This window comes from Amnibacterium sp. (assembly GCF_025463795.1).
In the GTDB taxonomy this organism is placed as follows: Bacteria; Actinomycetota; Actinomycetes; order Actinomycetales; family Microbacteriaceae; genus Amnibacterium.
The window spans coordinates 1-24,581 of the sequence record NZ_JAODBE010000122.1; the positions used below are offsets into that span (position 1 = coordinate 1).

The 24,581-nt window shown below is 73.1% G+C and carries 23 protein-coding genes and 2 pseudogenes; 13 read left to right on the top strand and 12 right to left on the bottom strand.

What is annotated here, in order from left to right; translation table 11 throughout:
• Nucleotides 1-1,067 (top strand): annotated as a pseudogene (locus JWQ92_RS10765) (hypothetical protein); the annotation flags it as partial.
• Nucleotides 1,068-1,088: 21 nt separating this feature from the next.
• Here JWQ92_RS10765 and JWQ92_RS10770 read toward each other — a convergent pair.
• Complete coding sequence (locus JWQ92_RS10770; RefSeq protein WP_297344457.1) at nucleotides 1,089-1,334, bottom strand: hypothetical protein; 246 nt, start codon at nucleotides 1,332-1,334, stop codon at nucleotides 1,089-1,091.
• A 108-nt stretch (nucleotides 1,335-1,442) separates the two neighbouring features.
• Between JWQ92_RS10770 and JWQ92_RS10775 the strand changes: the two genes are divergently transcribed.
• Entirely contained in the window at nucleotides 1,443-3,098 is a 1,656-nt protein-coding gene (locus JWQ92_RS10775) for an APC family permease (RefSeq protein ID WP_297344458.1), read from the top strand.
• A gap of 39 nt (nucleotides 3,099-3,137) precedes the next feature.
• Here the strand turns inward: JWQ92_RS10775 and JWQ92_RS10780 are convergent, their stop codons facing one another.
• Complete coding sequence (locus JWQ92_RS10780) at nucleotides 3,138-3,869, bottom strand: SDR family oxidoreductase (RefSeq protein ID WP_297344459.1); 732 nt, start codon at nucleotides 3,867-3,869, stop codon at nucleotides 3,138-3,140.
• Between the two features lie 71 nt (nucleotides 3,870-3,940).
• Between JWQ92_RS10780 and JWQ92_RS10785 the strand changes: the two genes are divergently transcribed.
• Nucleotides 3,941-4,717, top strand: coding sequence for an SDR family NAD(P)-dependent oxidoreductase (locus JWQ92_RS10785; RefSeq protein ID WP_297344460.1), 777 nt, complete (start codon nucleotides 3,941-3,943; stop codon nucleotides 4,715-4,717).
• The gene (locus JWQ92_RS10790; protein WP_297344461.1) at nucleotides 4,714-5,526 is read left to right on the top strand and encodes a carbohydrate ABC transporter permease; all 813 of its coding nucleotides are present in this window, start codon (nucleotides 4,714-4,716) and stop codon (nucleotides 5,524-5,526) included. The genes JWQ92_RS10785 and JWQ92_RS10790 overlap by 4 nt, the downstream gene beginning before the upstream one ends.
• On the opposite strand, the gene JWQ92_RS10795 is transcribed toward JWQ92_RS10790, so the two are convergent.
• The 3 genes from JWQ92_RS10795 to JWQ92_RS10805 form a co-directional block, all read right to left on the bottom strand.
• Nucleotides 5,523-7,697 (bottom strand): beta-glucosidase, encoded by a 2,175-nt coding sequence (locus JWQ92_RS10795; protein WP_297344462.1) that lies wholly within the window; start codon nucleotides 7,695-7,697, stop codon nucleotides 5,523-5,525. The genes JWQ92_RS10790 and JWQ92_RS10795 overlap by 4 nt on opposite strands.
• 134 nt (nucleotides 7,698-7,831) lie before the next feature.
• The gene (locus JWQ92_RS10800) at nucleotides 7,832-8,890 is read right to left on the bottom strand and encodes a hypothetical protein (protein WP_297344463.1); all 1,059 of its coding nucleotides are present in this window, start codon (nucleotides 8,888-8,890) and stop codon (nucleotides 7,832-7,834) included.
• 169 nt (nucleotides 8,891-9,059) lie between these two features.
• Nucleotides 9,060-10,874, bottom strand: a complete 1,815-nt coding sequence (locus tag JWQ92_RS10805; RefSeq protein WP_297344464.1) for a family 43 glycosylhydrolase — start codon at nucleotides 10,872-10,874, stop codon at nucleotides 9,060-9,062.
• Between the two features lie 181 nt (nucleotides 10,875-11,055).
• Between JWQ92_RS10805 and gabT the strand changes: the two genes are divergently transcribed.
• The 3 genes from gabT to JWQ92_RS10820 all read left to right on the top strand — a co-directional run bounded on the left by gabT (nucleotide 11,056) and on the right by JWQ92_RS10820 (nucleotide 13,918).
• A complete protein-coding gene (gabT, locus tag JWQ92_RS10810) occupies nucleotides 11,056-12,441 on the top strand; it encodes a 4-aminobutyrate--2-oxoglutarate transaminase (protein WP_297344465.1) in 1,386 nt (461 codons plus the stop codon).
• Between the two features lie 83 nt (nucleotides 12,442-12,524).
• Nucleotides 12,525-13,205, top strand: coding sequence for a GAF and ANTAR domain-containing protein (locus JWQ92_RS10815; RefSeq protein ID WP_297344466.1), 681 nt, complete (start codon nucleotides 12,525-12,527; stop codon nucleotides 13,203-13,205).
• A complete protein-coding gene (locus JWQ92_RS10820; protein ID WP_297344467.1) occupies nucleotides 13,202-13,918 on the top strand; it encodes a GAF and ANTAR domain-containing protein in 717 nt (238 codons plus the stop codon). Before JWQ92_RS10815 ends, JWQ92_RS10820 begins: the two co-directional genes overlap by 4 nt.
• Nucleotides 13,919-13,936: 18 nt before the next feature.
• Here the strand turns inward: JWQ92_RS10820 and JWQ92_RS10825 are convergent, their stop codons facing one another.
• Nucleotides 13,937-14,275 carry a hypothetical protein gene (locus JWQ92_RS10825; protein ID WP_297344468.1) on the bottom strand — a complete coding sequence of 113 codons (339 nt, stop codon included), beginning with the start codon at nucleotides 14,273-14,275 and terminating at the stop codon, nucleotides 13,937-13,939.
• 140 nt (nucleotides 14,276-14,415) lie between these two features.
• Here JWQ92_RS10825 and JWQ92_RS10830 point away from each other — a divergent pair, with 140 nt between their 5' ends.
• On the top strand, nucleotides 14,416-15,207 hold the full coding sequence (locus JWQ92_RS10830) for an LLM class flavin-dependent oxidoreductase (RefSeq protein ID WP_297344469.1): 792 nt from the start codon (nucleotides 14,416-14,418) through the stop codon (nucleotides 15,205-15,207).
• A gap of 40 nt (nucleotides 15,208-15,247) precedes the next feature.
• On the opposite strand, the gene JWQ92_RS10835 is transcribed toward JWQ92_RS10830, so the two are convergent.
• From JWQ92_RS10835 to gndA, 3 genes are read right to left on the bottom strand one after another with little or no spacing between them, the layout of a single operon-like run.
• Nucleotides 15,248-16,102 (bottom strand): NAD(P)H-hydrate dehydratase, encoded by an 855-nt coding sequence (locus tag JWQ92_RS10835; protein WP_297344470.1) that lies wholly within the window; start codon nucleotides 16,100-16,102, stop codon nucleotides 15,248-15,250.
• Complete coding sequence (locus JWQ92_RS10840; RefSeq protein WP_297344471.1) at nucleotides 16,086-16,790, bottom strand: histidine phosphatase family protein; 705 nt, start codon at nucleotides 16,788-16,790, stop codon at nucleotides 16,086-16,088. Before JWQ92_RS10840 ends, JWQ92_RS10835 begins: the two co-directional genes overlap by 17 nt.
• Nucleotides 16,791-16,801: 11 nt before the next feature.
• Nucleotides 16,802-18,277, bottom strand: coding sequence for an NADP-dependent phosphogluconate dehydrogenase (gndA, locus tag JWQ92_RS10845; RefSeq protein ID WP_297344472.1), 1,476 nt, complete (start codon nucleotides 18,275-18,277; stop codon nucleotides 16,802-16,804).
• A gap of 169 nt (nucleotides 18,278-18,446) precedes the next feature.
• Here gndA and JWQ92_RS10850 point away from each other — a divergent pair, with 169 nt between their 5' ends.
• The 4 genes from JWQ92_RS10850 (at nucleotide 18,447) to pth (ending at nucleotide 21,612) form a co-directional block, all read left to right on the top strand.
• Complete coding sequence (locus tag JWQ92_RS10850; RefSeq protein WP_297344473.1) at nucleotides 18,447-19,502, top strand: D-2-hydroxyacid dehydrogenase; 1,056 nt, start codon at nucleotides 18,447-18,449, stop codon at nucleotides 19,500-19,502.
• A gap of 130 nt (nucleotides 19,503-19,632) precedes the next feature.
• Nucleotides 19,633-20,151, top strand: a complete 519-nt coding sequence (locus tag JWQ92_RS10855) for a gluconokinase (RefSeq protein ID WP_297344474.1) — start codon at nucleotides 19,633-19,635, stop codon at nucleotides 20,149-20,151.
• 270 nt (nucleotides 20,152-20,421) lie between these two features.
• The gene (locus JWQ92_RS10860; RefSeq protein ID WP_297344475.1) at nucleotides 20,422-21,012 is read left to right on the top strand and encodes a 50S ribosomal protein L25/general stress protein Ctc; all 591 of its coding nucleotides are present in this window, start codon (nucleotides 20,422-20,424) and stop codon (nucleotides 21,010-21,012) included.
• A gap of 9 nt (nucleotides 21,013-21,021) precedes the next feature.
• Complete coding sequence (pth, locus tag JWQ92_RS10865; protein ID WP_297344476.1) at nucleotides 21,022-21,612, top strand: aminoacyl-tRNA hydrolase; 591 nt, start codon at nucleotides 21,022-21,024, stop codon at nucleotides 21,610-21,612.
• A gap of 74 nt (nucleotides 21,613-21,686) precedes the next feature.
• Here the strand turns inward: pth and JWQ92_RS10870 are convergent, their stop codons facing one another.
• The 3 genes and pseudogenes from JWQ92_RS10870 to JWQ92_RS16925 all read right to left on the bottom strand — a co-directional run.
• Nucleotides 21,687-22,619, bottom strand: a complete 933-nt coding sequence (locus tag JWQ92_RS10870) for an AraC family transcriptional regulator (protein WP_297344477.1) — start codon at nucleotides 22,617-22,619, stop codon at nucleotides 21,687-21,689.
• Between the two features lie 84 nt (nucleotides 22,620-22,703).
• The gene (locus JWQ92_RS10875) at nucleotides 22,704-23,339 is read right to left on the bottom strand and encodes a divalent metal cation transporter (RefSeq protein ID WP_297344478.1); all 636 of its coding nucleotides are present in this window, start codon (nucleotides 23,337-23,339) and stop codon (nucleotides 22,704-22,706) included.
• 100 nt (nucleotides 23,340-23,439) lie between these two features.
• Nucleotides 23,440-23,886: pseudogene (locus tag JWQ92_RS16925) on the bottom strand (divalent metal cation transporter); the annotation flags it as partial.
• A gap of 217 nt (nucleotides 23,887-24,103) precedes the next feature.
• Between JWQ92_RS16925 and JWQ92_RS10885 the strand changes: the two are divergent.
• The gene (locus JWQ92_RS10885) at nucleotides 24,104-24,547 is read left to right on the top strand and encodes a DUF6789 family protein (protein WP_297344480.1); all 444 of its coding nucleotides are present in this window, start codon (nucleotides 24,104-24,106) and stop codon (nucleotides 24,545-24,547) included.
• The last annotated feature ends 34 nt before the right edge of the window (nucleotides 24,548-24,581 follow it).

Here is a 24,581-nt window from a genome sequence, read left to right on the forward strand (position 1 = left end):
ATGCGGCCCGGCAGACCCCGCCGCCGCGCACATCGGCGGCGCCCGCGGTCGCCCTCGTCGGCGACGCCACCGCCGATGCCGCGGGTGTCGCCACCGCCCGTGCGGCCGGCGCGACGGTCGTCGACCTGGCGCCGGGCGACTGCGACCTCACCCGCAGCCCGCGGGCGGTCGCCGCCCTGGCGGCGCACCGCAGCGCTCCCGCCGTGCTGCTCGGCGCCGGCTTCGCGACCGCCCCGTCGGCGACCTGGACCGTCGCATCCGCCCGCTCCGGCTTCCAGCTCCCGGGCGGCGGCCAGCGCGCACTGCCCGGCCACCGCTTCGTCGCGCTCTACGGCGTGCCCGGCGTGCCCGTGCTCGGCGCCCTCGGCGATCAGGGGATCGAGGCGTCGATCCGTCGCGTGAAGTCGCTCGCGGCCGAGTACGCGCCCCTCTCGGACGAGCCGGTGGTGCCGACCCTCGAGATCATCGCCACTGTCGCTGCGGGCTCGGCCGGCTCCGACGGCGACTACTCGAACGAGCTCGACCCGGCCTCCCTGCGGCCCTGGGTCGACGCGGCACGGCGTGCCGGCGTCGAGGTGGTCCTCGACCTGCAGCCGGGCCGCTCCGACTTCCCCAGCCAGGCGAGGCACTACGCCGGGCTGCTCGAGCAGCCGAACGTCGGCCTCGCGCTCGATCCCGAGTGGCGTCTCGGCCCCCACCAGGTGCCGCTGCGGCAGATCGGATCCGTGTCGGCCGCCGAGGTGAACCGCACGTCCGCGTGGCTGGCGGAGCTGGTCACCGCGCATCACCTGCCGCCGAAGCTGTTCGTGCTGCACCAGTTCCGGCTCTCGATGCTGCGGGACCGGGACCGGATCGTGCAGCGAGGCGAGCTCACCACCGTGCTCCACGTCGACGGGCAGGGCGGTCAGCCCGACAAGCGGGCCACCTGGCGGGCCGTGCACGAGGACGCGCCCGCAGGAATCGGCTGGGGCTGGAAGAACTTCCTGCACAAGGACCACCCGACCCTCACGCCGCGGCAGACCATGCGGGACGTCCGGCCGGCGCCCGACCTCGTCACCTATCAGTAGGCCGGGGCCGGACCGGCCGGGTCAGGCCGGCGTCAGCTCCTGTCGCATCGTCGCGGCGTCCTCGTGCCGCACCGCCGCGTCGAGGCGCACGACGAGCACGGCGTCGCCCATCCGGGCGGTGCGGATGCGGACGCCGTTCCGACGGCCGAGCCGGCGGAGCTCGAGCCGGACGAGGGCGGCCTCGTCCTCGGCGGCGATCCGGCGGGCGCACTGCTCGTCCCGAATCGCGATGTCGAGCATCTCCACGGCCGTCCTGCGCGCATCCACTGTTCCATCGTCGTTTCGTTCCGGTGTGGCCGTTCTCCGAGGTGGATGCGGGATCGCTGTGCTTCGGCGGGTGCCCAGCCGACACTCCCTATCGTTCAGGCGGCATTCATGAAGGGACAGGTCGACATGACGACAGCGGTCGAGACCGGCGACACCACGGAGAGCTCAACCGGGCTCCAGCGGCGCATCGGGTTCTGGGGACTCACCTTCATCTCGCTCGGCTCGATCATCGGATCGGGCTGGCTGCTCGGCGCGCTCACCGCGGCGCAGACCGCCGGCGGTGGCGGCTCCCTCGTCTCCTGGGTGCTGGCCGCGATCATGCTCGGCGTGCTCGCCCTGATCCATGCGGATCTCGGTGCCGCGTATCCCGTGGCCGGCGGCACGACCCGGTACCCGCACTACGCCTTCGGCGGCTTCGCCGGGTTCACGGCCGGCTGGACCACCTACATCCAGTGCGTGGCGATCGCGCCGCTCGAGGTGTCCGCGAGCATCGACTACGTCAACGCCATCCCCGCCGTGAAGAAGAACTTCGACATGGTGCAGCCCGACGGCCAGCTGAACGCCCTCGGCCTCGTGATCGCGGTGCTCGCGCTGCTGCTCTTCACCTTCGTCAACGCGATGGGCGCGAACTGGCTCTCCGACAGCAACACCGGCATCGTGCTCTGGAAGGTCGCGGTGCCGCTGCTCACCGTCGTCGTGCTGCTGATCGTGGTCTTCCAGCCGCACAACTTCACCGCCGGCGGCGGCTTCGCTCCGGACGGCTTCCACGGCATCTTCGCCGCGCTGCCGGCCGGCGTCGTCTTCGCCCTGCAGGGCTTCGAGCAGGCGGCGCAGGTCGCCGGCGAGGCGAAGGACCCGCGCAAGCACATGGCGAAGGCGATCATCACGGCCATGGCGATCGGCGCCGTCGTCTACATCCTGCTCGAGATCGCGTTCGTCGGCGCCGTGCCCTCGGCCCGCGTCGGGAGCAGCTGGGCCCACCCGCTGCCCGTCGGGGACTACGGCCCGTACTACACGCTCGCGGTGGGCGCGGGGATCACCTGGTTGTCGATCGTGCTCATCATCGACGCGGTCATCTCGCCCGGCGGCACCGGGCTCATCTACGTCGGCACCTCCTCGCGCATCTCCTACGCGCTCGGGATGCCGAGCTGGATGCGGCGCACCACCAAGCGGGGCGTTCCCATCTGGTCGGTGCTGATCGCCGCCGGCTTCGGCCTCATCGCCCTCGCGCCCACGCCGAGCTGGGAGCAGCTCGTGAAGGTCATCACCTCGTCCACCGCGCTGATGTACGCGTTCGCGCCCATCTCGCTCTGGGTGCTGAACCGGTCGGACCCGGACCGGGACCACCCGTACCGGGCGCCGGCGCAGCGGGTGCTGCTGCCCCTCGGCTTCGTCTTCGCGAACCTCATCGCCTACTGGGGCGGCTTCGACACCTCGTGGAAGCTCGCGATCTTCATCCTGATCGGCCAGGTCATCTATCTGATCGCCGGCCGCCTGCACGCGAAGAGCGTGGAGACGCGGCGGCCCGGCTTCCGCAGCGCCGTCTGGATCTGGGTCTGGCTGGCCGGTCTGGTGCTCCTCGACTGGCTCGGCCAGTACGGCCCCAGCGCCGCGAAGATCATCCCGGGCGGCTGGGACGACGTCGCCGTCGCCGTCTTCGCGCTCGCCATCTTCTTCTGGGCCGTCCGCAACGGCCAGGAGCAGGCGGACGCCGAGGCGCTCGTCGAGGAGGACCGCAAGGACGACGCGCTGGCGCTCGACTGACCCCACCCCCGCGAGCCGCGGCGTGCAGGCAGCGGCGCGTCAGCGGAGGTGCGTCGGCGTGATCACCAGCTCGTCGATCCGCACCTGCGGCGGCGCGTCGAGCGCGAAGAGCACCGCCCGCGCCACGTCGGCGGGGGAGAGCATGCCCTCGCGCCCGGCGGCGTCGGGCACCTGCGGTCGCATCGACAGGAAGTCGGTGTCGACGTCGCCCGGGCAGAGGTGGGTCGCGCGCACGCCGTTCGGCCACTCGGCGACGTTGAGATCCCGGCACAGCACCCCGGCCGCGGTCTTGCTCGCCGCGTAGGCGATGCCGGTGCCGGGCTTGAAGCCCCAGCCGGCCACCGAGGAGATCACCACGACGACGCCCGAGGCGGCGCGGAGGTCCTCGATCGAGACCTGCACGACGGCCGCGACGGCGGTGAGGTTCGTGGCGACGATCGCCTGGAAGTCGTCCATCCGTTGATCCGACCAGGTCCGGCGCGGGGTGTTGAGCCCGGCCGACAGCACGAGGTCGTCGACGTGACCCCACTCCCGCCGGATCGTGGCGTGCGCCGCCTCGATCGCCGCCACGTCGGTCACGTCCAGCGGCACCACGAGGGCCTCGCTCCCCGCGGACCGCACCTCGCCGGCGACGGCCTCGAGCGCGTCGGGGCGGCGCCCGCTCAGCGCCACCCGTCGTCCGCCGTGCGCCGCCGCGACGGCCGCGGCGCGGCCCATCCCGGATCCGGCTCCCGTCACCCAGAGCACCCGCCCCGGCGCTGCCTCCGCCATCCGCACACCTCCCGCTCACCGCACTGCGATGCCCGCTCAGTATGCTTCCCGGCGGCTGAGGAGGAGGAGCGATGCTGCTCGATCTGCAGGGCAAGGTGGTGGTCGTCACCGGCGCCGCGCGCGGCATCGGTGCTGCGATCGCGGACGTGTTCGTCAGCGAGGGGTGCACGGTCGTGCGACTCGATCTGGCGAGCGAGGGGTTCCCCGCGGATCCGCGGGTGGACCTCGTGTGCGACGTCCGCGACGGCGGCGCGACCCGACGTATCGCGGAGGAGATCGAGGGCCGCTTCGGTCGCATCGACGTGCTCGTGAACAACGCGGGTGTGCTCGCGGAGAGTCCCATCGAGACGATGGACGACGCCGCATGGGACCGCAGCTTCGAGGTGAACGTCGGCGGGGTCTTCCGCATGAGCAAGGCCGTCATCCCCGCCATGAAGCGGCAGGGCGCGGGCCGGATCATCAACGCCGCGTCCTTCGCGGCGATCGTGCCCTCCGTCGGCAGCGGCGCCTACGCCGCGAGCAAGGCGGCCGTGGTGCAGCTCACCCGGGTGCTCGCGAGCGAGCTCGGCCCCTACGGGATCACCGTCAACGCGTACGCGCCCGGCATGGTGCCCACGGCGATGAACGGCTTCGCCGACATGCCGCAGGCCGCCCAGGACCGACTGCTCGACACCCTGTCGATCCGGCGCTGGGAGACCCCGCAGGACGTCGCGCAGCTGCTCGTCTTCCTCGCCAGCGACGCCGCCGGGTACCTCACCGGCGCCCTCCTCGACATCTCCGGCGGCAAGCTGGCCACACAGATGCCGCAACGGGCGTACGAGCTGGCGGCCGAGCGGCCGTCGGCGTGACGGCGGTCCCCGAGCGCCGGGTCCGCGTCCGGTCCCGATTCCGGGCCGGTGCGTGGATCCGGTTCGCCGCCCTCGTGGTGCTCACCGTCGTCCTGCTCGCGCCGCTGCTCAGCACCTTCGTCCGCGTGCTCACGCCGGGTGAGCGAGGCGGCGGCGTGCTCGCGCAGCTCGCGGGAGCCTTCACCTACGGCCCGGTACTCACCTGGCTCGGCAACAGCCTCATGGTCACGGCGGCGACGGTGGTCGTGACGGTGCTGGTCTCCGCCCCGGCGGGCTACGTGCTCTCGCGGGGCCGAGGGCGGGGCGTCTCGGTCTTCGCGCTCGTGATCTTCGGCCTGCAGTCGCTGCCGATCATCCTGTTCCTGGTGCCGCTCTTCGTGCTGTTCGCACTCGTCGGCCTCGTCGACAACCTGCTCGGGCTCGGCATCATCTACATCGGGATGGGCATCGCCGTGGCCACCTGGACGATGGCCGCCGCCTTCGACTCGATCCCGGTCGACCTCGAGGAGGCCTCCTGGCTCGACGGCTGCTCGGTGTTCGGCGGGTACTGGCGGATCGTGCTGCCGAACGCGCTGCCCGGTGTGCTGAGCGCCGCGATCTTCACGTTCCTGCTCGCGTGGAACGACTACTGGATCGCGCTCGTGTTCATCCTCTCGAACGCGAACTACACGATGGGCATCGGGCTCGCCGCCTCGTACGGGTCACCGCTGCTCAGCCTCATCGGGCTGGTGCCGCCGCTCGTCGTGTTCCTCGTGCTCCATCGGTTCTTCAGCCTCGGCGGCGTCAGCGGGTCCCTGGCCGGGACCTAGAGCCGGATGCGCGCGGTCGGGCCGGACGTGTCGGCGGCGTGCGCCGCGGCTCGCACGAGCACCTCGGTCGACGGCAGCTCGAGCCGCTCGCCGGTCCACCGCTGCAGCGGCCGGAGCGAGGCGGGGACCTCGACCTCGACGGATGCGCCCGCGTCGACGGCGACGCTCGCGAAGCCGAGCAGCACGCGCGACGGGACCTCCTCGCCGGCGTCCTGCGGCTCGCCGTAGAGCTGCACGACGGTCCGTCCGGCGCGGCCGCCGGTGTTGCTGACCGTCACGCGGGCGGGCAGGGACTCGCCGGTGGGCCGCCCGACCTCGAGGCCGTCGATGGCGAACGTGGTGTAGGAGAGGCCGAACCCGAGCGGGAAGGCCGCCTCGACGCCGAGCCGGTCGAGCAGGCGCTGCCCGAACCACCGGTCGTAGGTCGCCTCCGTCGCGTCCGGGTCGAAGTCGGGAAGATGCGCCTCGCTCACGGGCACCGAGAACGGGAGCCGGCCGGCGGCGTCGACGGCGCCGGTGAGCACGTCGGCGAGGGCGGCGCCGCCCTCGCTGCCCGCGTACCAGCCGAGCAGCACCGCGGGCACCTCATGGCGCCACTCCTCGGTGAGCACGGCGCCGGCCGCGACGATCACGACGACGGTGCGGGGGTTCCGGGCGGCGACGGCGCGGATCAGGGCCACGTCGGCGTCGTGCAGCCGCAGGCTGCGGCGGTCGCCGCCCGCGGCTCCGCCGACGATGCCACCGGACGCCGCGCGCTCGGCGCGGAGGAAGCCATCGGCCCAGGCGTCGCCCTCCGTCGGCGGGTAGGTCGCGACGAGCTCGGGGGCGAGGAACGCGCCGGCGTCGATGAACTCGCCCTCGTCCTCGGCGGTGTAGCCGACCACGACGATCGCCACGTCGGCCTCGCCGGCGGTCGCGGCGGCCTGCTCGGGGTCGTCACCGGCGTCCAGCACGCGGATGCCGTCGAGCCCGGCGGTGAGGCCGTCGAGCGGGGTCACGACCGCGGGGGAGCGCACGTCGGAGGAGCCGTTGTCGCCGGTGTTCGGGCGCTTGGCGAGGGCGCCCGCCACAGCCACCGTCCGCACCAGGGCGGGGGCGAGCGGCAGCACGGGCGCGCCGTCGACGGCCTCGTTCTGCAGCAGCACCATCGCCCGCGCGGCCGCCTCGCGGGCGAGCGCCCGGTGCTCCGCCGAGAACACGACGGACGCGGGCGGCTCCTCGGGCGCGCGCCGCGCGGCGAACCGCAGCTGCACCGCGAGGATCCGGACGCCCGTCTCGTCGACGAGGGACCACAGCGACGGATCCGCCTCGAGCGCCGCGGGCAGGTGCTGGGCGCGCTGCTCGGCGAACGGCTCCTCGACGTCGAGCCCGGCCTCGAGGGAGGCCACGGCGTTCCGGAGACCCCAGATGAAGTCGGAGACCGCGATGCCGGCGAAGCCCCACTCCTCGCGCAGGATCTCGGTGATCAGGTGCGGGTTCTGGCCGGCCCATTCGCCGTTGACGGAGTTGTAGGCCGTCATCACGGCATCCGCGCCTGCCTCGACGACGGCGCGGAAGTGCGGCAGGAACACCTCGCGCAGCGGCGCCTCGTCGACCGTCACGTCGACGGTGAAGCGCGCGTTCTCCATCGAGTTGAGCGCGTAGTGCTTCACGGTGGTCATCGCGTTCGGGGCGACGCCGCGGTGCAGGGCTGCGCCGAAGGCCCCGAGCAGCAGGGGGTCCTCGCCGTACGTCTCCTGGATCCGCCCCCAGGCGGGATGCCGAGGGAGGTTGATGCAGATGCCGCCGAAGAAGTTGCCGGTCTGTGCGCGCAGCTCCAGGCCGATCGCGGTGCCGATCCGCTCCTCGAGCGCCGGATCCCAGGTGGCGCCGCGCGCCATGGCGACAGGGAAGGCGGTGGAGCGGCCGAGCACCACCCCGCGCGGGCCGTCGCCGAAGCGCAGGCCGGGGACGCCGAGCCGCGGCACCGCGCCGTGCACGTACGGGGTGTGGTTGTAGCCCTCCTCGATCATCCGGCGGAAGCCGGCCCAGAAGGGCTCGTCGCCGTCGAGCAGGCCGAGCTTCTCCTGCTCGCTCATCCGGCCGAGCAGGACCTTCGCCTCGTCGTCGGCGGATGCGCCGGCTCGCACGCGTGCCGCGGCGGCGTCGAAGGCGGTGGTGTCGTCGGACATGGGGACCCCCGGGAGGTGCGACACCGGCGACGACCCTGCCGCCGGCGGTACGAGGGTAGCGCGCCGGCGCTATTCGTTGTGGGTCAGCACAAACCGGGAGCAGCGTCGAGCGGGCGGCCGGCGCGGCGACCGGCTCAGCCCACCCGTTCGAGGATCTCCCGGTGCAGGTCGAGCAGGGGGGCCGTGCGCTCGGCGGGGCCACGGCCGAAGCCGCACTCGGTCGCGACACCGAACCGCGGCACCGCGGTGGCGGCGGCCTCGATCCGGCGGAGGGCGCCGTCGACGCCGTCCTCGTGGTGGACGAGTCCCAGGACGAGCGCCGTCTCGTCCGGCAGGTCGAGTCCGGCGAGCGGTGCGAAGTAGGCGGCGTCGTCCCGCTCGATCGGTACCGGCAGGTGGATCCAGTCGATCCGGCGGGGCGTCGCGGCGAGCAGGCCGCGGATCACCGAGGCGAGGGTGGCCGCGTCCTTCGGCTGCACGAAGTGCGCCTCCTCCACGTCGCCGTAGCAGAGGTGGAAGCCGACGGCCGCGTCCTCCGGCACCGCGGCCGCCTGGCGCGCCGCCCGCTCCACCACGCCGGCGAGCACGTCGTCGAACCAGGCGGCGAGGCGGAAGCCCCCGATGTCGACCTGCTCGAGGAAGCCGAACTCGACCGCCGTGTCCCACTGGATCGCCAGGCGCTCGTGGGGGATCGCGGCCAGGATGCGGTCGAGCTCACCGAACAGGGCCCGCTCGTAGACCGGCTCGACCGCTGCGCGGTCCCGCTCGGCGAGAAACACCCCGACCACGGCCGCCGGCGTCGGCAGGGAGACCTGGAAGCGGACCCCGGCGGGGACGACCCCGGCCTCCTGCAGCGACGCGAACGTCGCGAAGGACGTGATCGCCGCGTCCGCGTAGCCGAGATCGGGAAGGACGAGGTCCTCCGCGGCGACGGACCCGTCCAGCGCCAGCGGCCGCTGATCGAACTCGCCGCGGATCAGGTACGGCGTCTCGCCGAGCCGCACGAGCCCGGGGGTCCGTTCGAGTCGGGCGCTCTGGAACTGCAGCCAGTAGTACCGCTCGCCGACCTCGCCGTCCGGGATGCGGGCGAGGTGGGCGCCGAGGTGCTCGGCCACCGTCCCGATCACGGCCTCGGCGGTGGGCAGGTTGACACTGCCGACGAGGTGGGCGCCGGCGACGCGGGCTCCAGGCACGAGCACTCCTCAGGGGTCGTGGAGCCGCGGCGATGCGCTCGCGGTCTCCGCACGATCCCACCCCGGCCCTCGGCCCTGCAACCGGACCACGGGGCGCTTCGGGCACGACGGGCGTCCGATGACGCCCAGTGATGCCCGAAGCGGCCCGTCCCGCGGCGACCGAGAGACGTCAGCGCGCCAGGTGACTGACCTTCACGTACTGGAACGTGGACGTGAACCCGGAGCCACCGAGCGAGATCAGGCCGATCCGCGCCGACGAGCCGAGCGACGCGGTCCAGGTGATGCCCTTGTCCCAGCTCGTGCCGTCGAGGCTCGTGTAGGCGGTGTACGCCTCCTGGCCCGACACCGTGTGCTTCACGATCCGGAGGTAGGTCCAGTCGCCGACCGGCCCGACCACCCCGTTGCCGTAGCTCGGCTGGCCGGCCGCGGCTCCACTCACGTGCTTGCCGAACTCCGTCTGGCGCGTGTCCCAGATCGAGTTCGACGTGAGGCGCACGTAGTCGGAGTCGCTCCTGTACACGATCAGGCCGCCCTGCACGTAGTTGTGCACGTCGTTCAGGCCCGTGTTCACCGAGACCTTCGTCTCGACCACGTAGTCGCCCGCCGGCGCCGGCTCGGTGAGCACCGAGGCCTGCGAGTTGTCCGGCGGCTGCAGGTCCGCCGCCTGCGTCTGCCAGGCGAACGCGCCGCCGCTCACCGAGTAGGTGCTCGACGACGGCTGCCGGATCCACGACCAGCGGTTCGACAGCGAGGAGCCGTCGAACGAGTCCGACAGCCCGGGGATCGTCGTGCCGGGCTGCGCCTGGGGCACGAAGGACGGGCGGTACGCCGTCTGCTCTCCCGGCTGGGCCGCGGGTGCGGGCATCGTCGAGTCGGACGGCCCGCTGTCACCGCGCACCACCGGCCAGCCGCTCTGCCAGTCGAGGGGATCCATCAGTGCCGGCCGCTTCGTGTAGGTCGGGTTGGTGCCGCCCGTGTAGTACGGGTGGTTCTTGTCGACCGCGTGGTAGACGATCCAGTCCTGGCCGGAGTAGTCGGTGATCACCGCGTTGTGGCCGGTGCCGACCCAGCGGTTCCCGTTCTGGCTGAGCACCGGGGTGCCGCCGACGCGGCTGGCCGTGATCGCCACGCCGTCCTTGTCCACGAACGGCCCGAGCGGGCTCCTCGACCGCGCGGTGAACACGCTGTAGCCGGTCAGCGACCCGTTGCAGCAGTTCGATGCGGAGCCGAAGAAGTAGTACCAGCCGCCGTGCTGGACGATGTAGGTGCCCTCGTAGCGGTTGTCGATCGCGATGCGCTTCTCGCTCGATGCGATCGAGGTCCGGCCGTCCGCGGACAGCGTGCGCACGAAGATGCCGCCGTTGTACGAACCGAAGTAGAGGTAGTCGGTCCCGTTCGCCGAGATCACCTCGGGGTCGAACTCCCAGCGGCTCTGCCCGTTGTCGGGGTTCACGCCGGGCGGCACGACCGGGGTGCCCGTGTCGGTCCACGGTCCGGTCGGGGAGGAGCTGGTCGCGAGGCCGATCGCGGAGCCGCCTGCGGTGGTGTCGGACGCCGTGTAGTACATCCGGTACTGCCCGTTGCGGTAGACGACGTCGGGCGCCCAGACGCCCGCGTCCGACTTCAGCCAGGACGGCTTCGTCGGGAACGCGTCGCCGGCGTAGGTCCAGTGCACGAGGTCCGTCGACCGGTACTGCGGCACCTGGTGCAGCACGAGGGCGCCGGTCGAGTCCGTCTCGCTGGAGGTGAGGGCGTCGGCGGTGCAGTAGAGCGTCCAGCGGTGGTCGCTCGCGGTGGGCTGCAGCACGAAGGGATCGGCGCAGCTCTCGGCGGTCCGGCCTCCGGGCAGCTGGAGGTCGAGCGGATTCGAGTACGTGCCGGCCGTGTGCAGCGCTGGACGCGCGACGGCCGACGGTGCGGCGGCACCGAGCAGCGGCGCAGCCAGGGCGGCGGCCGCCAGGATCACGGGGATGCGGAGACGCATGGAGCTCCCACTTCGTCGGGGGTGGTGGATCGGGGGCGAGCGTAAGAAGCGCCACTGGGAGCGGCCTGGTAAGCGCTGTAAATCCGCCGCAGCCGGCGTGTGCGGCGGCGCCCGCGCCCGCCGAGCCGTCGCCCCCAGCGGAAACGGGGCCGGCCCAGGGGGCACCGCCTAGCCTGGAGCGATGGCAGCCGGAACCTCCGCGACCCGCACCTTCTCCGTCCCGCAGGAACGGCGGCTCGTCACCGAGCTGCCGGGTCCCCGGTCACGGGCGCTGCAGGAGCGGCGGGTGAGGGCGGTGTCCCGCGGCGCCGGCACGCTCGCGAACATCTACATGGACCACGGCGCCGGCGCGGTGCTCGTCGACGTCGACGGCAACCAGCTCATCGACCTGGGCTGCGGGATCGGCGTGACCACGATCGGCCACGCCCACCCCGACGTCGCCGCCGCGGTCGCGGAGCAGGTGCAGAAGCTCACCCACACGCTCTTCACGGTCACCCCGTACGAGAACTACGTCCGCGTCGCCGAGAAGCTCGCCGAGATCACGCCCGGCACCCACGAGAAGCACTCGATCCTCGTGAACTCGGGGGCGGAGGCGGTCGAGAACGCCGCCAAGATCGCCCGCCGCTTCACCGGCCGGCGCGCGATCGTCGTGCTCGACCACGCGTTCCACGGTCGGACGAACCTCACGATGGCGATGACCTACCGCCCGTGGCCGGAGCGCGAGGGCATGGGGCCCTTCCCGGGCGAGATCTACAGCGTGCCGATCAGCTACCCCTTCCGCGACGGCCTGTCCGGCGAGGAGGCGGCCGAGCGCACGATCGATGTGATCGAGACCCACGTCGGCCCCCGGGACGTGGCCGCCTTCTTCGCCGAGCCGATCCAGGGCGACGGGGGCGTCATCATCCCGGCTCCCGGCTACTTCGCCCGGATCGCCGAGTACTGCCGCGACAACGGCATCGTCTTCGTGGCCGACGAGATCCAGGCCGGCATCGCCAGGACCGGCGCCTGGTACTCGATCGAGCACCACGGCGTCGTACCCGACCTCGTCACGTCGGCGAAGGGGATCGCCGGCGGGATGCCGCTCGCCGCCGTCACCGGCCGCGCCGAGATCATGGACGCGGTGCAGCCGGGCGGCGTGGGGGGCACCTTCGGCGGCAACCCCGTCTCGACGGCGGCGGCGCTCGCCGTGTTCGACCTCATCGAGCGCGAGGACCTGATCGGCGAGGCCCAGCGGGTCGAGCGCACCCTCGTCTCCCGCATCGGTGACTGGGCGGACCGGTTCGACGTCGTGGGCGAGGTGCGCGGCAAGGGCGCCATGTTCGGGATCGAGCTCGTGCAGCCGGGCACGAAGAAGCCGAACGCCGCCGCGCTGAAGCACGTGCTCACCTACGCCGCCGAGCACGGCGTGATCGCGCTCGACGCCGGTTCGTGGGACAGCGTGCTGAGGCTGCTGCCGAGCGTCGTGATCTCCGACGCGCTGCTCGACGACGCCGCGAGCGTGCTCGAGGAGGCGTTCGCGACGCTCCCCGGATCCGCGGACGAGCACGAGCCGGTCCCGGCGTCCTGACGCGCTGCGGGGAGGCGATTCCCGGCTCCGCGCGGTAGCCTGGCGAGGACCCCGTGGAGGACCGCGGGAGCGACCGAGGACCCATGACGCCAGACGAATCATCTCCGGGCCCGGTCGAGGCCGAGGTGGTGCTGGCGGTGGTGCCCGTCGCCGGTGCCGCGATCTCGACGCTCGGCGGGCTGCTCGGCTCCGAGACGATCTCCGCGAGCGACGACGTCATCGCGCGCGTCGACGAGCTGCAGTTCGACCTGGGCGAAGGTCCCTGCTGGGATGCCATCGCGACGGGCCGTCCCGTGCTCGAACCCGACCTGCGCGGCAGTCCGAGCCGCACCTGGCCGGCGTTCTCCCGGGCCCTCGCCGACTCCGCGGTCGCCGCCCTGTTCGCCATCCCGCTCAACGTCGGACCGCTCCGGATCGGCGCGATCGACCTGTACGACGTGCGCCCGCGGCCGCTGGAGGGCGACGACCTCGCTCGGGCCGTCGCCGTGGCCGCCGACGTCAGCCGCACCGTCCTCCGGCAGGCCATCGAGGAGAGCGGGCTCGAGGAGGCGCCCGCCGCCGCACGGCCCCGGTCCCGGCGGCGCATCCATCAGGCGACGGGGTTCGTCATCGCCCAGCTCGACGTCTCGGCCGACGACGCCGAGCTGCTCATCCGCGCCCGCGCCTTCGCGGAGGGCAGGACGATGCTGGAGGTCGCGGACGACATCCTCACGAGAAGCCGCCGGTTCACCATCCGGGGCGGCGAGATCCAGGACGAGCGATGACCGAGACCAGCCGCGAGGTCGCACTGCTCGACGCCTTCGCCACCCTTGCCGACACCCTCGTCGCGGACTACGACGTGGTCGAGATGCTGCAGGTGCTCGTCGACACGTGCCGCGACCTCCTCGACGTGACCGCGGTCGGCCTGCTGCTCGCCGATCCCGACAGCGGCGTCCTCGACCTCGTCGCATCGACGAGCGAGGAGAGTCGCATCGTCGAGACCCTGCAGCTCGGCGCCGAGGCCGGACCCTGCGTCGAGTGCTTCAGGACCGGGCTGCCCACGATCGTGCCGGACATCGCGGAGACCGGCGACCGCTGGCCGGAGTTCCGGTCGAGCGCGGCCGAGCAGGGATTCCGTGGTGTGTTCGCGATCCCGATGCGGTTGCGCGACCAGACGATCGGCGCGCTCAACCTGTTCCGGGCCGAAGCCGGGGAGCTCAACGAGCACGACCTCCGCGCGGCGCAGGCCCTCGGCGACGTCGCGACGATCGGCGTCCTGCACGAGCGCAGCTTCCGGGCGAACGACGTGCTGCGGGACCAGCTGCAGGGCGCCCTGAACTCCCGGGTGGCGATCGAGCAGGCGAAGGGCGTGCTCGCGCACCGGCACGAGGTCGACATGGACGAGGCGTTCCGGATGCTCCGCAGCTACGCGCGGTCGAACCGCCTCCCGCTCGCCGCCGCCGCCCGTGGCGTCGTGGAGCGGCGGATCCGCCTCTAGCTCATCGTCCTCGAGCGGTCAGTCGTCGGGCTCGGTCTCGAACATGGAGCCGTCGAAGTCCACGACCGGCAGCGGGTCCCGCAGGTGCGCGGCCCGCTCCTTGACGGACTGCACGAACTCGCGGGCGACGAGCTCCTCGCCGGCCTCGGCGAGGGCGACCTCCTCGGTCGAGATCTGGCTGCTCGGCCCGACGAGGAGCGTCGAGGATCCGTCGGATCCGTCCGCTCTCCTGGTGGGGATGCGCACGAGGTCGAAGCGGCCGTACTGGGCCAGCACCCAGGCGTACTCGAGCACCGCGTCGGCGACGTCGTCGCCGGTCAGGAACGACGTCCCGGTGCAGTAGTAGATGCGTTGCATGATCTGATCAGTCCCTCGGTCGATCCGGAAGATCCCGTCCCGAGGTCTGGGGGATGCGGCGGGGGCGACGGTACCACCGGATACGAACCGGGTGGAGGGGGGTTGCGCGATCCGTCCATCGGTGGGTGGAGACTGCCGGCATGACGACGTCGGCGTTCCGGTTCGGGGTGGTGGAGGGGCCGCAGCGGTCCGGAGCCGGCTGGCTGGACCGCGCCAGGGAGATCGAGGCCGGCGGCTACGACCTGCTCCTGCTCCCCGACACGCGCTCCACCCCATCACCGTTCCCGGCCCTCGCCGCCGCCGCGGCCGTCACCTCCCGGCTCACCGTCGCGCCGTGGGTGCTCGCCGCCCCGCTCCGGTCGCCCGCAGCGGTCGTCCGGGAGGCGGCGGCGCTGCAGCTGCTCTCCGGCGGCCGCTTCGAGCTCGGGATCGGCACGGGGCGACCGGACGCCGAGTCGGAGGCGGCGGCGCTCGGCAGGGCGTGGGGCACCGGGGAGGACCGGCGCCGGATCCTCACCGCCACCGTCGAGGCGGTGCGGGCGGAGGTCGAGCCGGTGCCGCGGGTCGTGATCGCCGCATCGGGCCCGCGCGCTCTGAAGGCCGCCGCGATCGCGGACACGGTCGCGCTCGCGCTCCCGCCGACGGCCGTGCTCGACGACGTGCTGCGAGCGGTCGAGATCGTGCGGAGCGAGGGTACGGATCCGGCGTTCGCGCTCCAGCTGTCCGGCGTCGGCGGGCGGCTCGTGCCCTACCTGGAGCGGCAGGGCCTCAGGGCCGACGACGTGCACGACGCGGTCGGCGTGCTCCGAGGGGATGCGGATGCCATGGCGGAGAGCCTGCAGATGCTGAGCGAGCGCACCGGGATCACGGTGTTCCCGGTCTCGAGCACCCAGGCGGAGGCGTTCGCTCCGGTCATCGCCGCCCTGCGCTGAGGCGCCGTCAGGGGCGGTGCGACGAGGCGCGCGCGGCGGGTCAGGTGTGCTCGGCGAGGAGGCGGGGCAGCTCGTCCGCGAGCTCGCGGGCCAGGAAGCCCACCGGGCCGATGCGCTCGGCCAACCGGTCGCCGGCCGTCGCGTGCAGCCACGTCGCCCAGCAGGCCGCATCGCCGGCGTCCGCGCCGCGCGCGACGAGCCCTGCGATCGCGCCGGCCAGCACGTCGCCCGAGCCGGAGGTCGCGAGTCCCGGGTTGCCCGCGTCGATCCGCCGGAGCCGGCCGCCGGGCTCGGCGACCATGCCGCTACCGGAGACGACGGCGCCGTACCGGTCCGCCACCTCCGCGAGGTCGTCGGCCGTGTCGCCGGGATCGCGACCGAGCAGGATCGCCGTCTCGGTGCTGTTCGGCGTGAGCAGCAGCCGCCCCTCGAGCGGCCGGCAGAGGTCCGCGTCGTTCGCGAGCGCGCCGAGCGCGAACGCGTCGAGCAGCACCCGCGTCTCCCGACCCATCAGGGGGACGAGCCGCTGGAGCAGCTCCTGGGCCTCGTCGGCGTCGTCGAGCCCGGGCCCCACGACGACGCAGTCGACGTCGAGGGCGCCCTCGAGGACGGATGCCGCACCGCCGGTCACCGAGCCGGACCGGTTCTGCGGGAGCCCGACCACGCCCGCCTCCGGGAAGGCCACGGCCAGCGGAGCGGCCACCGACTCCGCGACCGCGACCGTGAGCCGGCCAGCGCCCACGCGCAGGGCCGCGATCCCGGTCAGCGCCACCGCGCCGGGCGTCTTGGCCGCGCCGCCGATGACGAGCACGTCGCCGCGTTCCCGCTTGGAGGAGGCCGGCGCCGGCAGCGGCGGCAGCGTGGTCGGGTCAGCGGGTTCAGCCGTGCGGGGCATCGTGCCGACCTCCGTGCTCGGTCACCTCGTCGAGGTGGGCGACGTCGTTCAGCACCGTGGCGTGCCACGGGCCGTCGCCGCGATCGTGCACCAACCGGGTGATCGATGCGTTCGGGATGGGGGTCGCCGCCGCCAGGTCGAGCAGCTCGCGCTCCTCGATCCGCTCGCAGACGGCCCGGAACAGCCAGATCACCGCGTCGTGCGCGACGACGAGCACCCGGCTGCCCGACGCCTCGAGCTCGGGCAGCACGGCGCGGATGCGCAGCGCGACGTCCACCCACGACTCGCCGCCGGGCGGCCGGTAGTAGAACTTGCCGAGGAACCGCCGACGGTCCGCCTCGCCGGGGTGCAGCTCCCGCACCCCGCGGCCGGTGAGCGTGTCGAGCACGCCCAGCTCCCGGTCCCGCAGCCGCTCGTCGACGAGGGGCGGGACGTCCCACCCGGCGACTCCGAGGGCGACCTCGGCCGTCGCGCGCGCCCGCCGGTACGGGGACACCCGCAGGGCGTCGGGGGGCGGATCCGCGGCGAGCCGGCGACCGAGCGCCTCGGCCTGGCGCAGGCCGCGCTCGGACAGCTCGACGTCGGGATCCCTGGCGGGCACGTCGATCCGCAGGGCGCCGGAGGCCTCCGCGGCCGAGGCGGCCACGTTGGCCTCGCTCTCGCCGTGCCGGACGAGGATCAGCTCCACCGGCCGGCCCCTCAGTGGGACGAGCCCTCGGACTCGATCTCGGTGCGGTCGCCGCTCCAGAGCGTGTGGAAGGTGCCCTCCTTGTCCACCCGGCGGTACGTGTGCGCGCCGAAGAAGTCGCGCTGGCCCTGGATCAGGGCCGCGGGCAGCCGCTCCGCGCGCAGGGAGTCGTAGTAGGAGAGCGCCGATGCGAAGCCGGGCACCGGCACGCCCGACAGCGCCGCCGCAGCCACCACGCGGCGCCATGCGGCCTCCCCGTCGGCGACGGCCTTCGCGAAGTACTCGTCCGCGAGCAGGGTGGGCAGCTCGGGGTTCCGGTCGTACGCCTCCACGATCCGGTTCAGGAACCGGGCCCGGATGATGCAGCCCGCCCGCCAGATCTTCGCGACCGCGCCCTTGTCGATGTCCCAGCCGAACTCCTTGGCGCCCGCGATGATCACGTCGAAGCCCTGCGCGTACGCGACGACCTTCGAGGCGTAGAGCGCGGCGCGCACGTCGTCCTCGAAGCCCTCCGGCTTGTCGACCGGCGTCGGCCGCTCGCCGGGGAGCGCACCGACCGCGGCCCGCTGCTCCGGCTTCGAGGAGACGGCCCGTGCGAACACGGCCTCGCCGATGCCCGACACGGGGATGCCGAGGCCGACGGCGTTCTGCACGGTCCAGACGCCGGTGCCCTTCGACCCCGCCTGGTCGACGATCTTGTCGATGAGCGGTTCACCGGTCGATCCGTCCTGCTGCTGCAGCACCTGCGCGGTGATCTCGATGAGGTAGGACTCGAGATCCCCCTCGTTCCACGCCTCGAACACCTCGGCGATCGCGGCCGGGTCGTGCCCGCCGATGCGGCGCAGCAGGTCGTACGACTCGGCGATGAGCTGCATGTCGGCGTACTCGATGCCGTTGTGCACCATCTTCACGAAGTGCCCGGCGCCGTCCGTGCCGATGTGGGTGACGCAGGGCTCGCCCTCGGCCTCGGCCGCGATGGACTCGAGGATGGGGCCGAGGGTCGCGTACGCCTCCACCGAGCCGCCGGGCATGATCGACGGGCCGTTCAGCGCGCCCTCCTCGCCGCCCGAGATCCCGGTGCCGACGAAGTTCAGCTGCTTGTCGCGCAGGTCGCGCTCGCGCCGGATGGTGTCGGTGAAGAGCGCGTTGCCGCCGTCGACGATGATGTCGCCCGGCTCGAACCGCTCCGCGAGCTGGTCGATCACGGCATCCGTGCCCCGCCCGGCCTGCACCATGATGATCGCCGCGCGCGGCTTCTTCAGGCTCGCGACGAACGCGTCGATGTCGTGCGACGGCACGAACCGCCCTTCCGAGCCGTGCTCCTCGATCACCTGGTCGGTCTTCGCCGCCGTGCGGTTGTAGACCGCAACCGCGTGCCCGTGGTGGGCGAGGTTCCTGGCGAGGTTGGAGCCCATCACCGCCATGCCGACCACACCGATGTCGGCGGTGGCCGTGGTGTCGTTCGTGGAGGTGGCGGTGTCGCTCACGATGCGCTCCCAAGGGGTTCGGATGCCGTTCAGCCGACTGTATCCGTCCTCCCCGACCGCTCGCCGGGGGTGTTCGATCAGGCGGCGGCCTCCCGGGAGCCGGTGGGTGGCCGCTGGGTAGGCTGCCGCCGCCGGACCCACCCGGGTCCGCGCCCGGAAGGGAGCCGCCGTGCCGAAGGATCGCCTCCGCGTCGTCGCCGCCACCCCGATCGCGGACGAGCTCGTCGCGCGGGTCGTGGCCGCGGAGCCGCGCGTCGACTTCGTCGTCGACCAGTCGCTGCTGCCGCCGATGAGGCATCCGGGCGACCACGCCGGGGATCCGGAGTTCCGCCGAACGCCGGAGCAGCAGGCGCGGTTCGAGCGGCTCGTGGACTCGGCGCAGGTGCTCTACGGCATCCCCGGGGAGCGGCCGGCCGAGCTGAAGCGCAGCGTGCAGGCGAACCCGGCGCTCGAGTGGGTGCAGCTCATGCCCGCGGGGGGCGGTGCCCAGGTGCGCGGGGCGGAGCTGTCGTCCGAGCAGCTCGAACGCGTCCGGTTCACGACCACGGCCGGCGTGCACGCCGGGCCGCTGTCGGAGTTCTGCGTGCTCGGCCTGCTCGCCGGGTTCAAGAGCCTGCCCCGGCTGATCGAGCACCAGCGGCAGCACGACTGGGCCGACGGCCGGTGGATCATGCGGCGCGTCGACGGCAGCCGCGTGCTGCTCGTCGGCCTCGGCGGCATCGGCAGGCTCACGGCGGCGAAGCTCGCGGCACTCGGCGCGCACGTCGCCGGCACCTCCCGGCGCGACGTGACCGTGGACGGGGTGGAGGAGGTGATCCATCCCGACGCGCTGCGCGAGCGCGTCGGTGACTTCGACGCGCTCCTCGTCTCGCTGCCCGGCACCGCCGAGACGGAGCACCTGATCAGCGCCGAGGTGCTCGCGAACGCGAAGCCCGGCGTCGTGATCGTGAACGTGGGCCGCGGCACCGTGATCGACCAGGACGCCCTGCTCGAGCAGCTGCGCGCCGGCCGCGTCGGCTTCGCGGCGCTCGACGTGACGACACCCGAGCCGCTGCCGGCCGACTCCCCGCTGTGGGACGAGCCGAACGTGCTCATCAGCCCGCACACCGCGGCGCTCAGCGATCTCGAGGACGAGCTGATCGCGGCCCTCTTCGCCGACAACTGCACGCGGTACCTCGACGGCCGTGAGCTGATCAACCCGGTGAACACCGACGAGTTCTACTGAGCGCCCCCCCGGAAGCGCTTCAGCAGGACGCTTCGCCCCCAGCCGGACGAGAGCCGGTTCACGTCCTGCTGAAGCGACCATGTCCTGCCCAAGTGCTCCGGCTGGATGAGCGCGCGCTAGCGTCGGCGACGTGGACCTGCCGCCGATCGTCGTCATGGGCGTCTCCGGATCCGGGAAGTCGACCGTCGCCGAGGGGATCGCCGACCGCGTCGGCGGCGTCTACCTCGACGCCGACGACTTCCACCCCAAGGCCAACGTCGCGAAGATGTCCCAGGGCGTCCCCCTGAACGACGCCGACCGCGCACCCTGGCTCGACATCGTCGGCAAGGTCATGCGCACGCGGCAGGGCGAGGGCCGGGTCGTCGTCATGGCGTGCTCCGCGCTGAAGCGGAAGTACCGGGAGCGGATCCGCGCCGAGGAGCCCGCGGCCTTCTTCGTGCTGCTGACGGGCACCCGCGAGGAGCTCGAGCGGCGGCTGCAGGAGCGCCACGGGCATTTCATGCCGCCGTCGCTGCTCGACTCGCAGCTCGACACCCTCGAGCCGCTCGCCTCCGACGAGAACGGCGCGACGATCAACATCCACGGCACGAAGGAGCAGGTCGTCGACCGCGCCATCGAGGCCGCGACGCACAGCCGCGGCCCGGCCTGAAGCCCCTCTTCCCGCTCGCGGCGTCGACGGGCCGCTTCGGGCATTCGCGGGTGTCATCGGACGCCCCTTCCGCCCGAAACGGCCCGGCCGGGCGTGCGTGCGAGCCCGGATCGTGCGGAAGCGTCCCCGCCGCTTCCGCTACACTCGTCCGTCGGACTTCGGCGAGGGATGCGCACCTGCATCCGTGATCGACGTGGCGCGCCATTTGCAGCGTGCGCCCGCGACCGCCGACCGATCGACCGGGCCGGCAGGGCCCACGGAGGGACCGACATGGCCGACAGGATCAGCGCCGAGCGTCGCGAATCGTTCGGGAAGGGCGCCGCGCGCAAGCTGCGCGCTGCGGGCCGCATCCCGGCCGTCATCTACGGCCACGGGAGCGAACCCGTGCACATCTCGCTGCCCGCGCACGAGACCGGCCTGATCATCCGCAAGGCGAACGCCGTGCTCGACCTCGACATCGCGGGGGCCAGCCAGCTCGCGCTCGTCAAGGACGTGCAGAAGGACCCGGTGCGGCAGATCATCGAGCACGTCGACCTGCTGCTCGTCCGCAGCGGTGAGACCGTGCAGGTCGAGGTCCCCGTGCACCTCGAGGGCGAGTCCGCTCCCGGCACCAGCCCGAACTTCGACGTGCAGACGCTGCTGCTCGACGTGGAGGCGACCCACATCCCCGAGCGCGTGCTCGTCTCGATCGAGGGCCTGACCGAGGGCACCCACATCACGGCCGGCGACATCACGCTGCCCGAGGGCGCGAAGCTCGCCTCCGAGCCCGACCTGCTCATCGTCGGCATCGTGGGCGACGCCGCCGAGGAGCCCGCGGAGTCCGAGGCCGCCGACACGGTCGGCGCCGGCGCCGCGAGCTAGTCCCCGGGCGTGGACGAGCGCCCCTGGCTCGTCGTCGGTCTCGGCAACCCCGGCGGCCAGTACGCCGGGAACCGGCACAACGTCGGCCGGATGGTGCTCGACGAGCTCGCGCACCGCATGGGCGTGCGGTTCGGGCGGCACAAGACGAACGCGTTCGTCGCCGAGGGCCGTGAGGCGCCCGGCGGCGCCCGCTATGTGCTCGCCGCACCCGAGACCTACATGAACGAGTCCGGGCGCCCCGTCGGGCGGCTGGTGAAGTTCTACTCGCTGAGCCCCGACCGGCTCATCGTCGTGCACGACGAGCTGGACATCCCCTTCGGCGCCCTTCGACTGAAGACGGGCGGCGGGCACGGCGGCCACAACGGGGTCCGCGACATCGCGACGGTGCTCGGCACGCCCGACTTCGCCCGCGTGCGGGTCGGCATCGGCCGGCCACCGGGGCGCCAGCCCGCGGCCGACTACGTGCTGCACGACTTCTCGTCGACGGAGCGCAAGGAGCTGCCGCTGCTCGTCGGCGAGGCGGCAGACGCGGTGCTCGCGCTCTCGACCGACGGTCTCGCAGCGGCCCAGCAGCGCTTCAACGCCCCGCCCGCCCCCTAAGACCACGCACAGGTGCCACTTTCTGCCGTCATCCGGGCGGTTCGAGGGCAGAAAGCGGCAAGTCCGCGCTCGGGTCAGGGCTCGTCGAAGCGGCGGTGCACCGTCGAGGCGTCCGGGCCCGCGCCGCCGACGTAGGCCATCGGATCCCCGGAGCCCAGGTCGCCGACGCCGGCGGTCTCGAGGGCGCCGATCGCGATCGTCCGCCGCACCGCGGCGAACGTGAGCACGTGCGCGAGCACGCCGCCGAGCGTGAAGGTCTGCGGCGGATCGCAGGTGAGGTCGAGGAACGTCGACTCCGCGTTCCCCGCGACCACCTGCGCGACGACCTGCTCGCGGAAGCGCGGCGCGACCGCTTCCAGGCGTCGGCGCAGCCCGGCCGGCGTCGCGTCGCCCGCCGGGATGCTGGTGCCTCCTTCGAGCGCGACGACCCACTGCTCGAGCTGCCGCACGAGGCGGTCGCAGGTGCTGCGGAGGGTCGGCGCCTCGTCGATCCCCTCGACGGAGAGGGTGATCGGCCGGTCCAGGGCGTCCGGCACGCGGTCGAGCCGGGCGAGGACCGCGGCGGTGGTGTCGAGATGGTGGTCGAGCATGCGGACGAGGGTGTCCATGGGATCGCTCCTCACGAGAGCGGGCAGCGCGAGGCCGCCCGGCGGATGGAAGTGGATGCCGGAGGGCGCCGGGATGCGATGGCGCACCCGGCCGGTACGGCGGTAGTCCGACGGCGGCATCCCGAAGGCGCGGCTGAACGCCCGCGTGAAGCCGTCGGGGGAGTCGTAGCCGGCGGCGACCGAGAGGTCGACGACCGTCTCGTCGGTCGTCACGAGGCGGTGGGCCGCGCGCTCGAGCAGCAGCCGCCGCCGCAGCGCGCCGGGCGGCTCGCCCAGCGCGGCCGTCAGCAGGCGGTGCAGGTGGAACCGCGACAGGTGGACGCGCTGCGCGAGCGCGTCGAGGTCGGCCTCGTCGAGGCGCGTGCCCAGGAGATCCATGACCTCGTCCACCGTCGCCATGCCCTCATCCTGCGGGTGGATGCGCCGATCCGTTCCGACCGTTCTTGCGCACCTGCACCCGCGAACGTGGCAACCGTCGAAGGGTCAGTGGGGGAGGAGGCTCACCGGCACCATGTAGAGGCCGAACGCCATGACGACCCCGCAGAGACTCCACACGATCCAGCGGTAGACGCCCCGCATCCGGTGCTCCTCGGGCAGCGCCCGCACCTCGAGCGCGAGCAGGAACCCGAGCACGATCGGCAGCAGCACCGCGTTCATCACCTCGACGTCGACGGCGAGCGCGACGAGGTCGACCGCCGACAGCACGACGACGGCGCCGAGCACGTGGGCGAGCGCGTAGACCGTGTAGAACTTCCCGTTCGTGCGGTCGATGCGGCTGTTCAGGCTGTGCTTCCAGCCCATCACGTCCGCGACGCCCCACGAGCCGGCCAGCGACACGACGAGCGCCGCCACGAGCGCCCCGCCGAGCACGGCGGCGCCGATCAGGACCTTCGCCGGCATGCCCCCCAGGAACGGCGTGACCGCCCCCGCGATGTCGCCGACCGTGTTCAGCGTCGGCCGAAGCCCGTGCGTGAAGACCGTGGCGGCGAGCGTCACGATGACGGCGATCATGATCACCTGCGTGAGCACCGCGCCGAACGCGGTGTCGCGCCGCTCGCGCGGCAGCGCGGCGACCGTGAGGCCTTTGTCGACCACCGCCGTCGGCTGGTAGAAGATCATCCACGGCATGATCACGGCGCCGATGTTCGCGGCGAGCAGGTACGAGCAGGTAGACGTAGCCGGGCTTGTCGAGCGGGATGGCGGTGGCACCGGCGATCACGTCGCCCACCTTCGGCCCCGACAGCACCATCGCGATGAGGAACGTGAGCTCGCCGAGCCCCACGAGGATGCCGATCCGCTCCGCCCGGCGGTAGCGCCCGAGCAGCGCGACGGCGAGCAGCAGCACGGTCGCGACGGGGATCGTGAACCACCGCGAGACCCCGAACAGCTCCCCGACGCCCGCGATGCCGGCGAACTCGGTGAGGAGCGCCCCGATCGACGACAGCAGCAGGGTGCCGGCCGACAGGTAGCCCCAGCCACGCCCGAACTGCTCGCGGATGAGCAGCCCGTGACCCTTGCCGGTCACGATGCCGAGGCGCACCGTGATCTCCTGCACCATGAACAGGATCGGGATGAGCAGCAGCTGCGGCAGCAGCACCGCGTAGCCCCACGACGCCCCGGACTGGGCCGCCGTGACGAGGCACCCGGCGTCCGTGTCCGCGAGCATCACGATCAGGCCGGGGCCCCAGACGCGCAGCAGCCCGCGCTGCGGGGTGACGGTCTCGGCCTGCCCCTCGGGGCGGGTGGTCGTGGGGGCGTCCGCGGTCACGGTGTTCCACGGTAGGTGAGGTGGCCCTTACCTGCGAACCGGGGGAGCGGGCGGTCGGGGGACTCCCACCCAACGTGCGGACGAGGGGGCCACGCTTGCGCGCCGGGAGGTGCGGATGCGCGGGAACGACGAGGTGCGGAACGCAGTGGCCGGTGCAGTGGCCGGCACGGTCGCGACGGCCGCCATGAGCGCGGTGCTGGCCGTCGCGGCGAGGCGAGGGCTGCTGCAGGAGCCGCCGCCCCGGGCCATCGTCCGCACGGCGCTGCCCGGCCTGTCGCGGGAGGCGGTGAACGCGACCGCGGTCGTCGCGCATCTCGGGTACGGCGCCGCGGCCGGCGCCCTGCACCGCGCGGTGCTCGGCGGCCCGGGACCGGCCGCATCCGTCCTCTACGCGCTCGCGCTCTGGGCCGGCAGCTACCAGGGGTGGGTGCCGCTGCTCGGCGCGCTGCCGCCCGCCCACCTCGACGACCGCCGGCGCCAGGCGTCGATGATCGCCGCGCACGTCGTCTACGGCCTCGTGCTGGGCGCAGTGACGGCGCGTCGGCGCCGGGGGCGCTGAGGAGGGCCACTCGCTCCACGTCGCGGTTCGAGCC

Excerpts from the sequence above, each read along its gene's own strand:
- JWQ92_RS10780 (WP_297344459.1), bottom strand. The coding sequence starts at position 3,869 with ATGGCGGAGGCAGCGCCGGGGCGGGTGCTCTGGGTGACGGGAGCCGGA.
- JWQ92_RS10805 (WP_297344464.1), bottom strand. The coding sequence starts at position 10,874 with ATGCGTCTCCGCATCCCCGTGATCCTGGCGGCCGCCGCCCTGGCTGCG.
- JWQ92_RS10795 (WP_297344462.1), bottom strand. The coding sequence starts at position 7,697 with ATGTCCGACGACACCACCGCCTTCGACGCCGCCGCGGCACGCGTGCGA.
- JWQ92_RS10825 (WP_297344468.1), bottom strand. The coding sequence starts at position 14,275 with ATGCAACGCATCTACTACTGCACCGGGACGTCGTTCCTGACCGGCGAC.
- gabT (WP_297344465.1), top strand. The coding sequence starts at position 11,056 with ATGGCAGCCGGAACCTCCGCGACCCGCACCTTCTCCGTCCCGCAGGAA.
- JWQ92_RS10875 (WP_297344478.1), bottom strand. The coding sequence starts at position 23,339 with ATGATCTTCTACCAGCCGACGGCGGTGGTCGACAAAGGCCTCACGGTC.
- JWQ92_RS10830 (WP_297344469.1), top strand. The coding sequence starts at position 14,416 with ATGACGACGTCGGCGTTCCGGTTCGGGGTGGTGGAGGGGCCGCAGCGG.
- JWQ92_RS10870 (WP_297344477.1), bottom strand. The coding sequence starts at position 22,619 with ATGGCGACGGTGGACGAGGTCATGGATCTCCTGGGCACGCGCCTCGAC.
- JWQ92_RS10785 (WP_297344460.1), top strand. The coding sequence starts at position 3,941 with ATGCTGCTCGATCTGCAGGGCAAGGTGGTGGTCGTCACCGGCGCCGCG.
- JWQ92_RS10835 (WP_297344470.1), bottom strand. The coding sequence starts at position 16,102 with ATGCCCCGCACGGCTGAACCCGCTGACCCGACCACGCTGCCGCCGCTG.
- JWQ92_RS10860 (WP_297344475.1), top strand. The coding sequence starts at position 20,422 with ATGGCCGACAGGATCAGCGCCGAGCGTCGCGAATCGTTCGGGAAGGGC.
- JWQ92_RS10885 (WP_297344480.1), top strand. The coding sequence starts at position 24,104 with ATGCGCGGGAACGACGAGGTGCGGAACGCAGTGGCCGGTGCAGTGGCC.
- JWQ92_RS10815 (WP_297344466.1), top strand. The coding sequence starts at position 12,525 with ATGACGCCAGACGAATCATCTCCGGGCCCGGTCGAGGCCGAGGTGGTG.
- JWQ92_RS10820 (WP_297344467.1), top strand. The coding sequence starts at position 13,202 with ATGACCGAGACCAGCCGCGAGGTCGCACTGCTCGACGCCTTCGCCACC.
- JWQ92_RS10775 (WP_297344458.1), top strand. The coding sequence starts at position 1,443 with ATGAAGGGACAGGTCGACATGACGACAGCGGTCGAGACCGGCGACACC.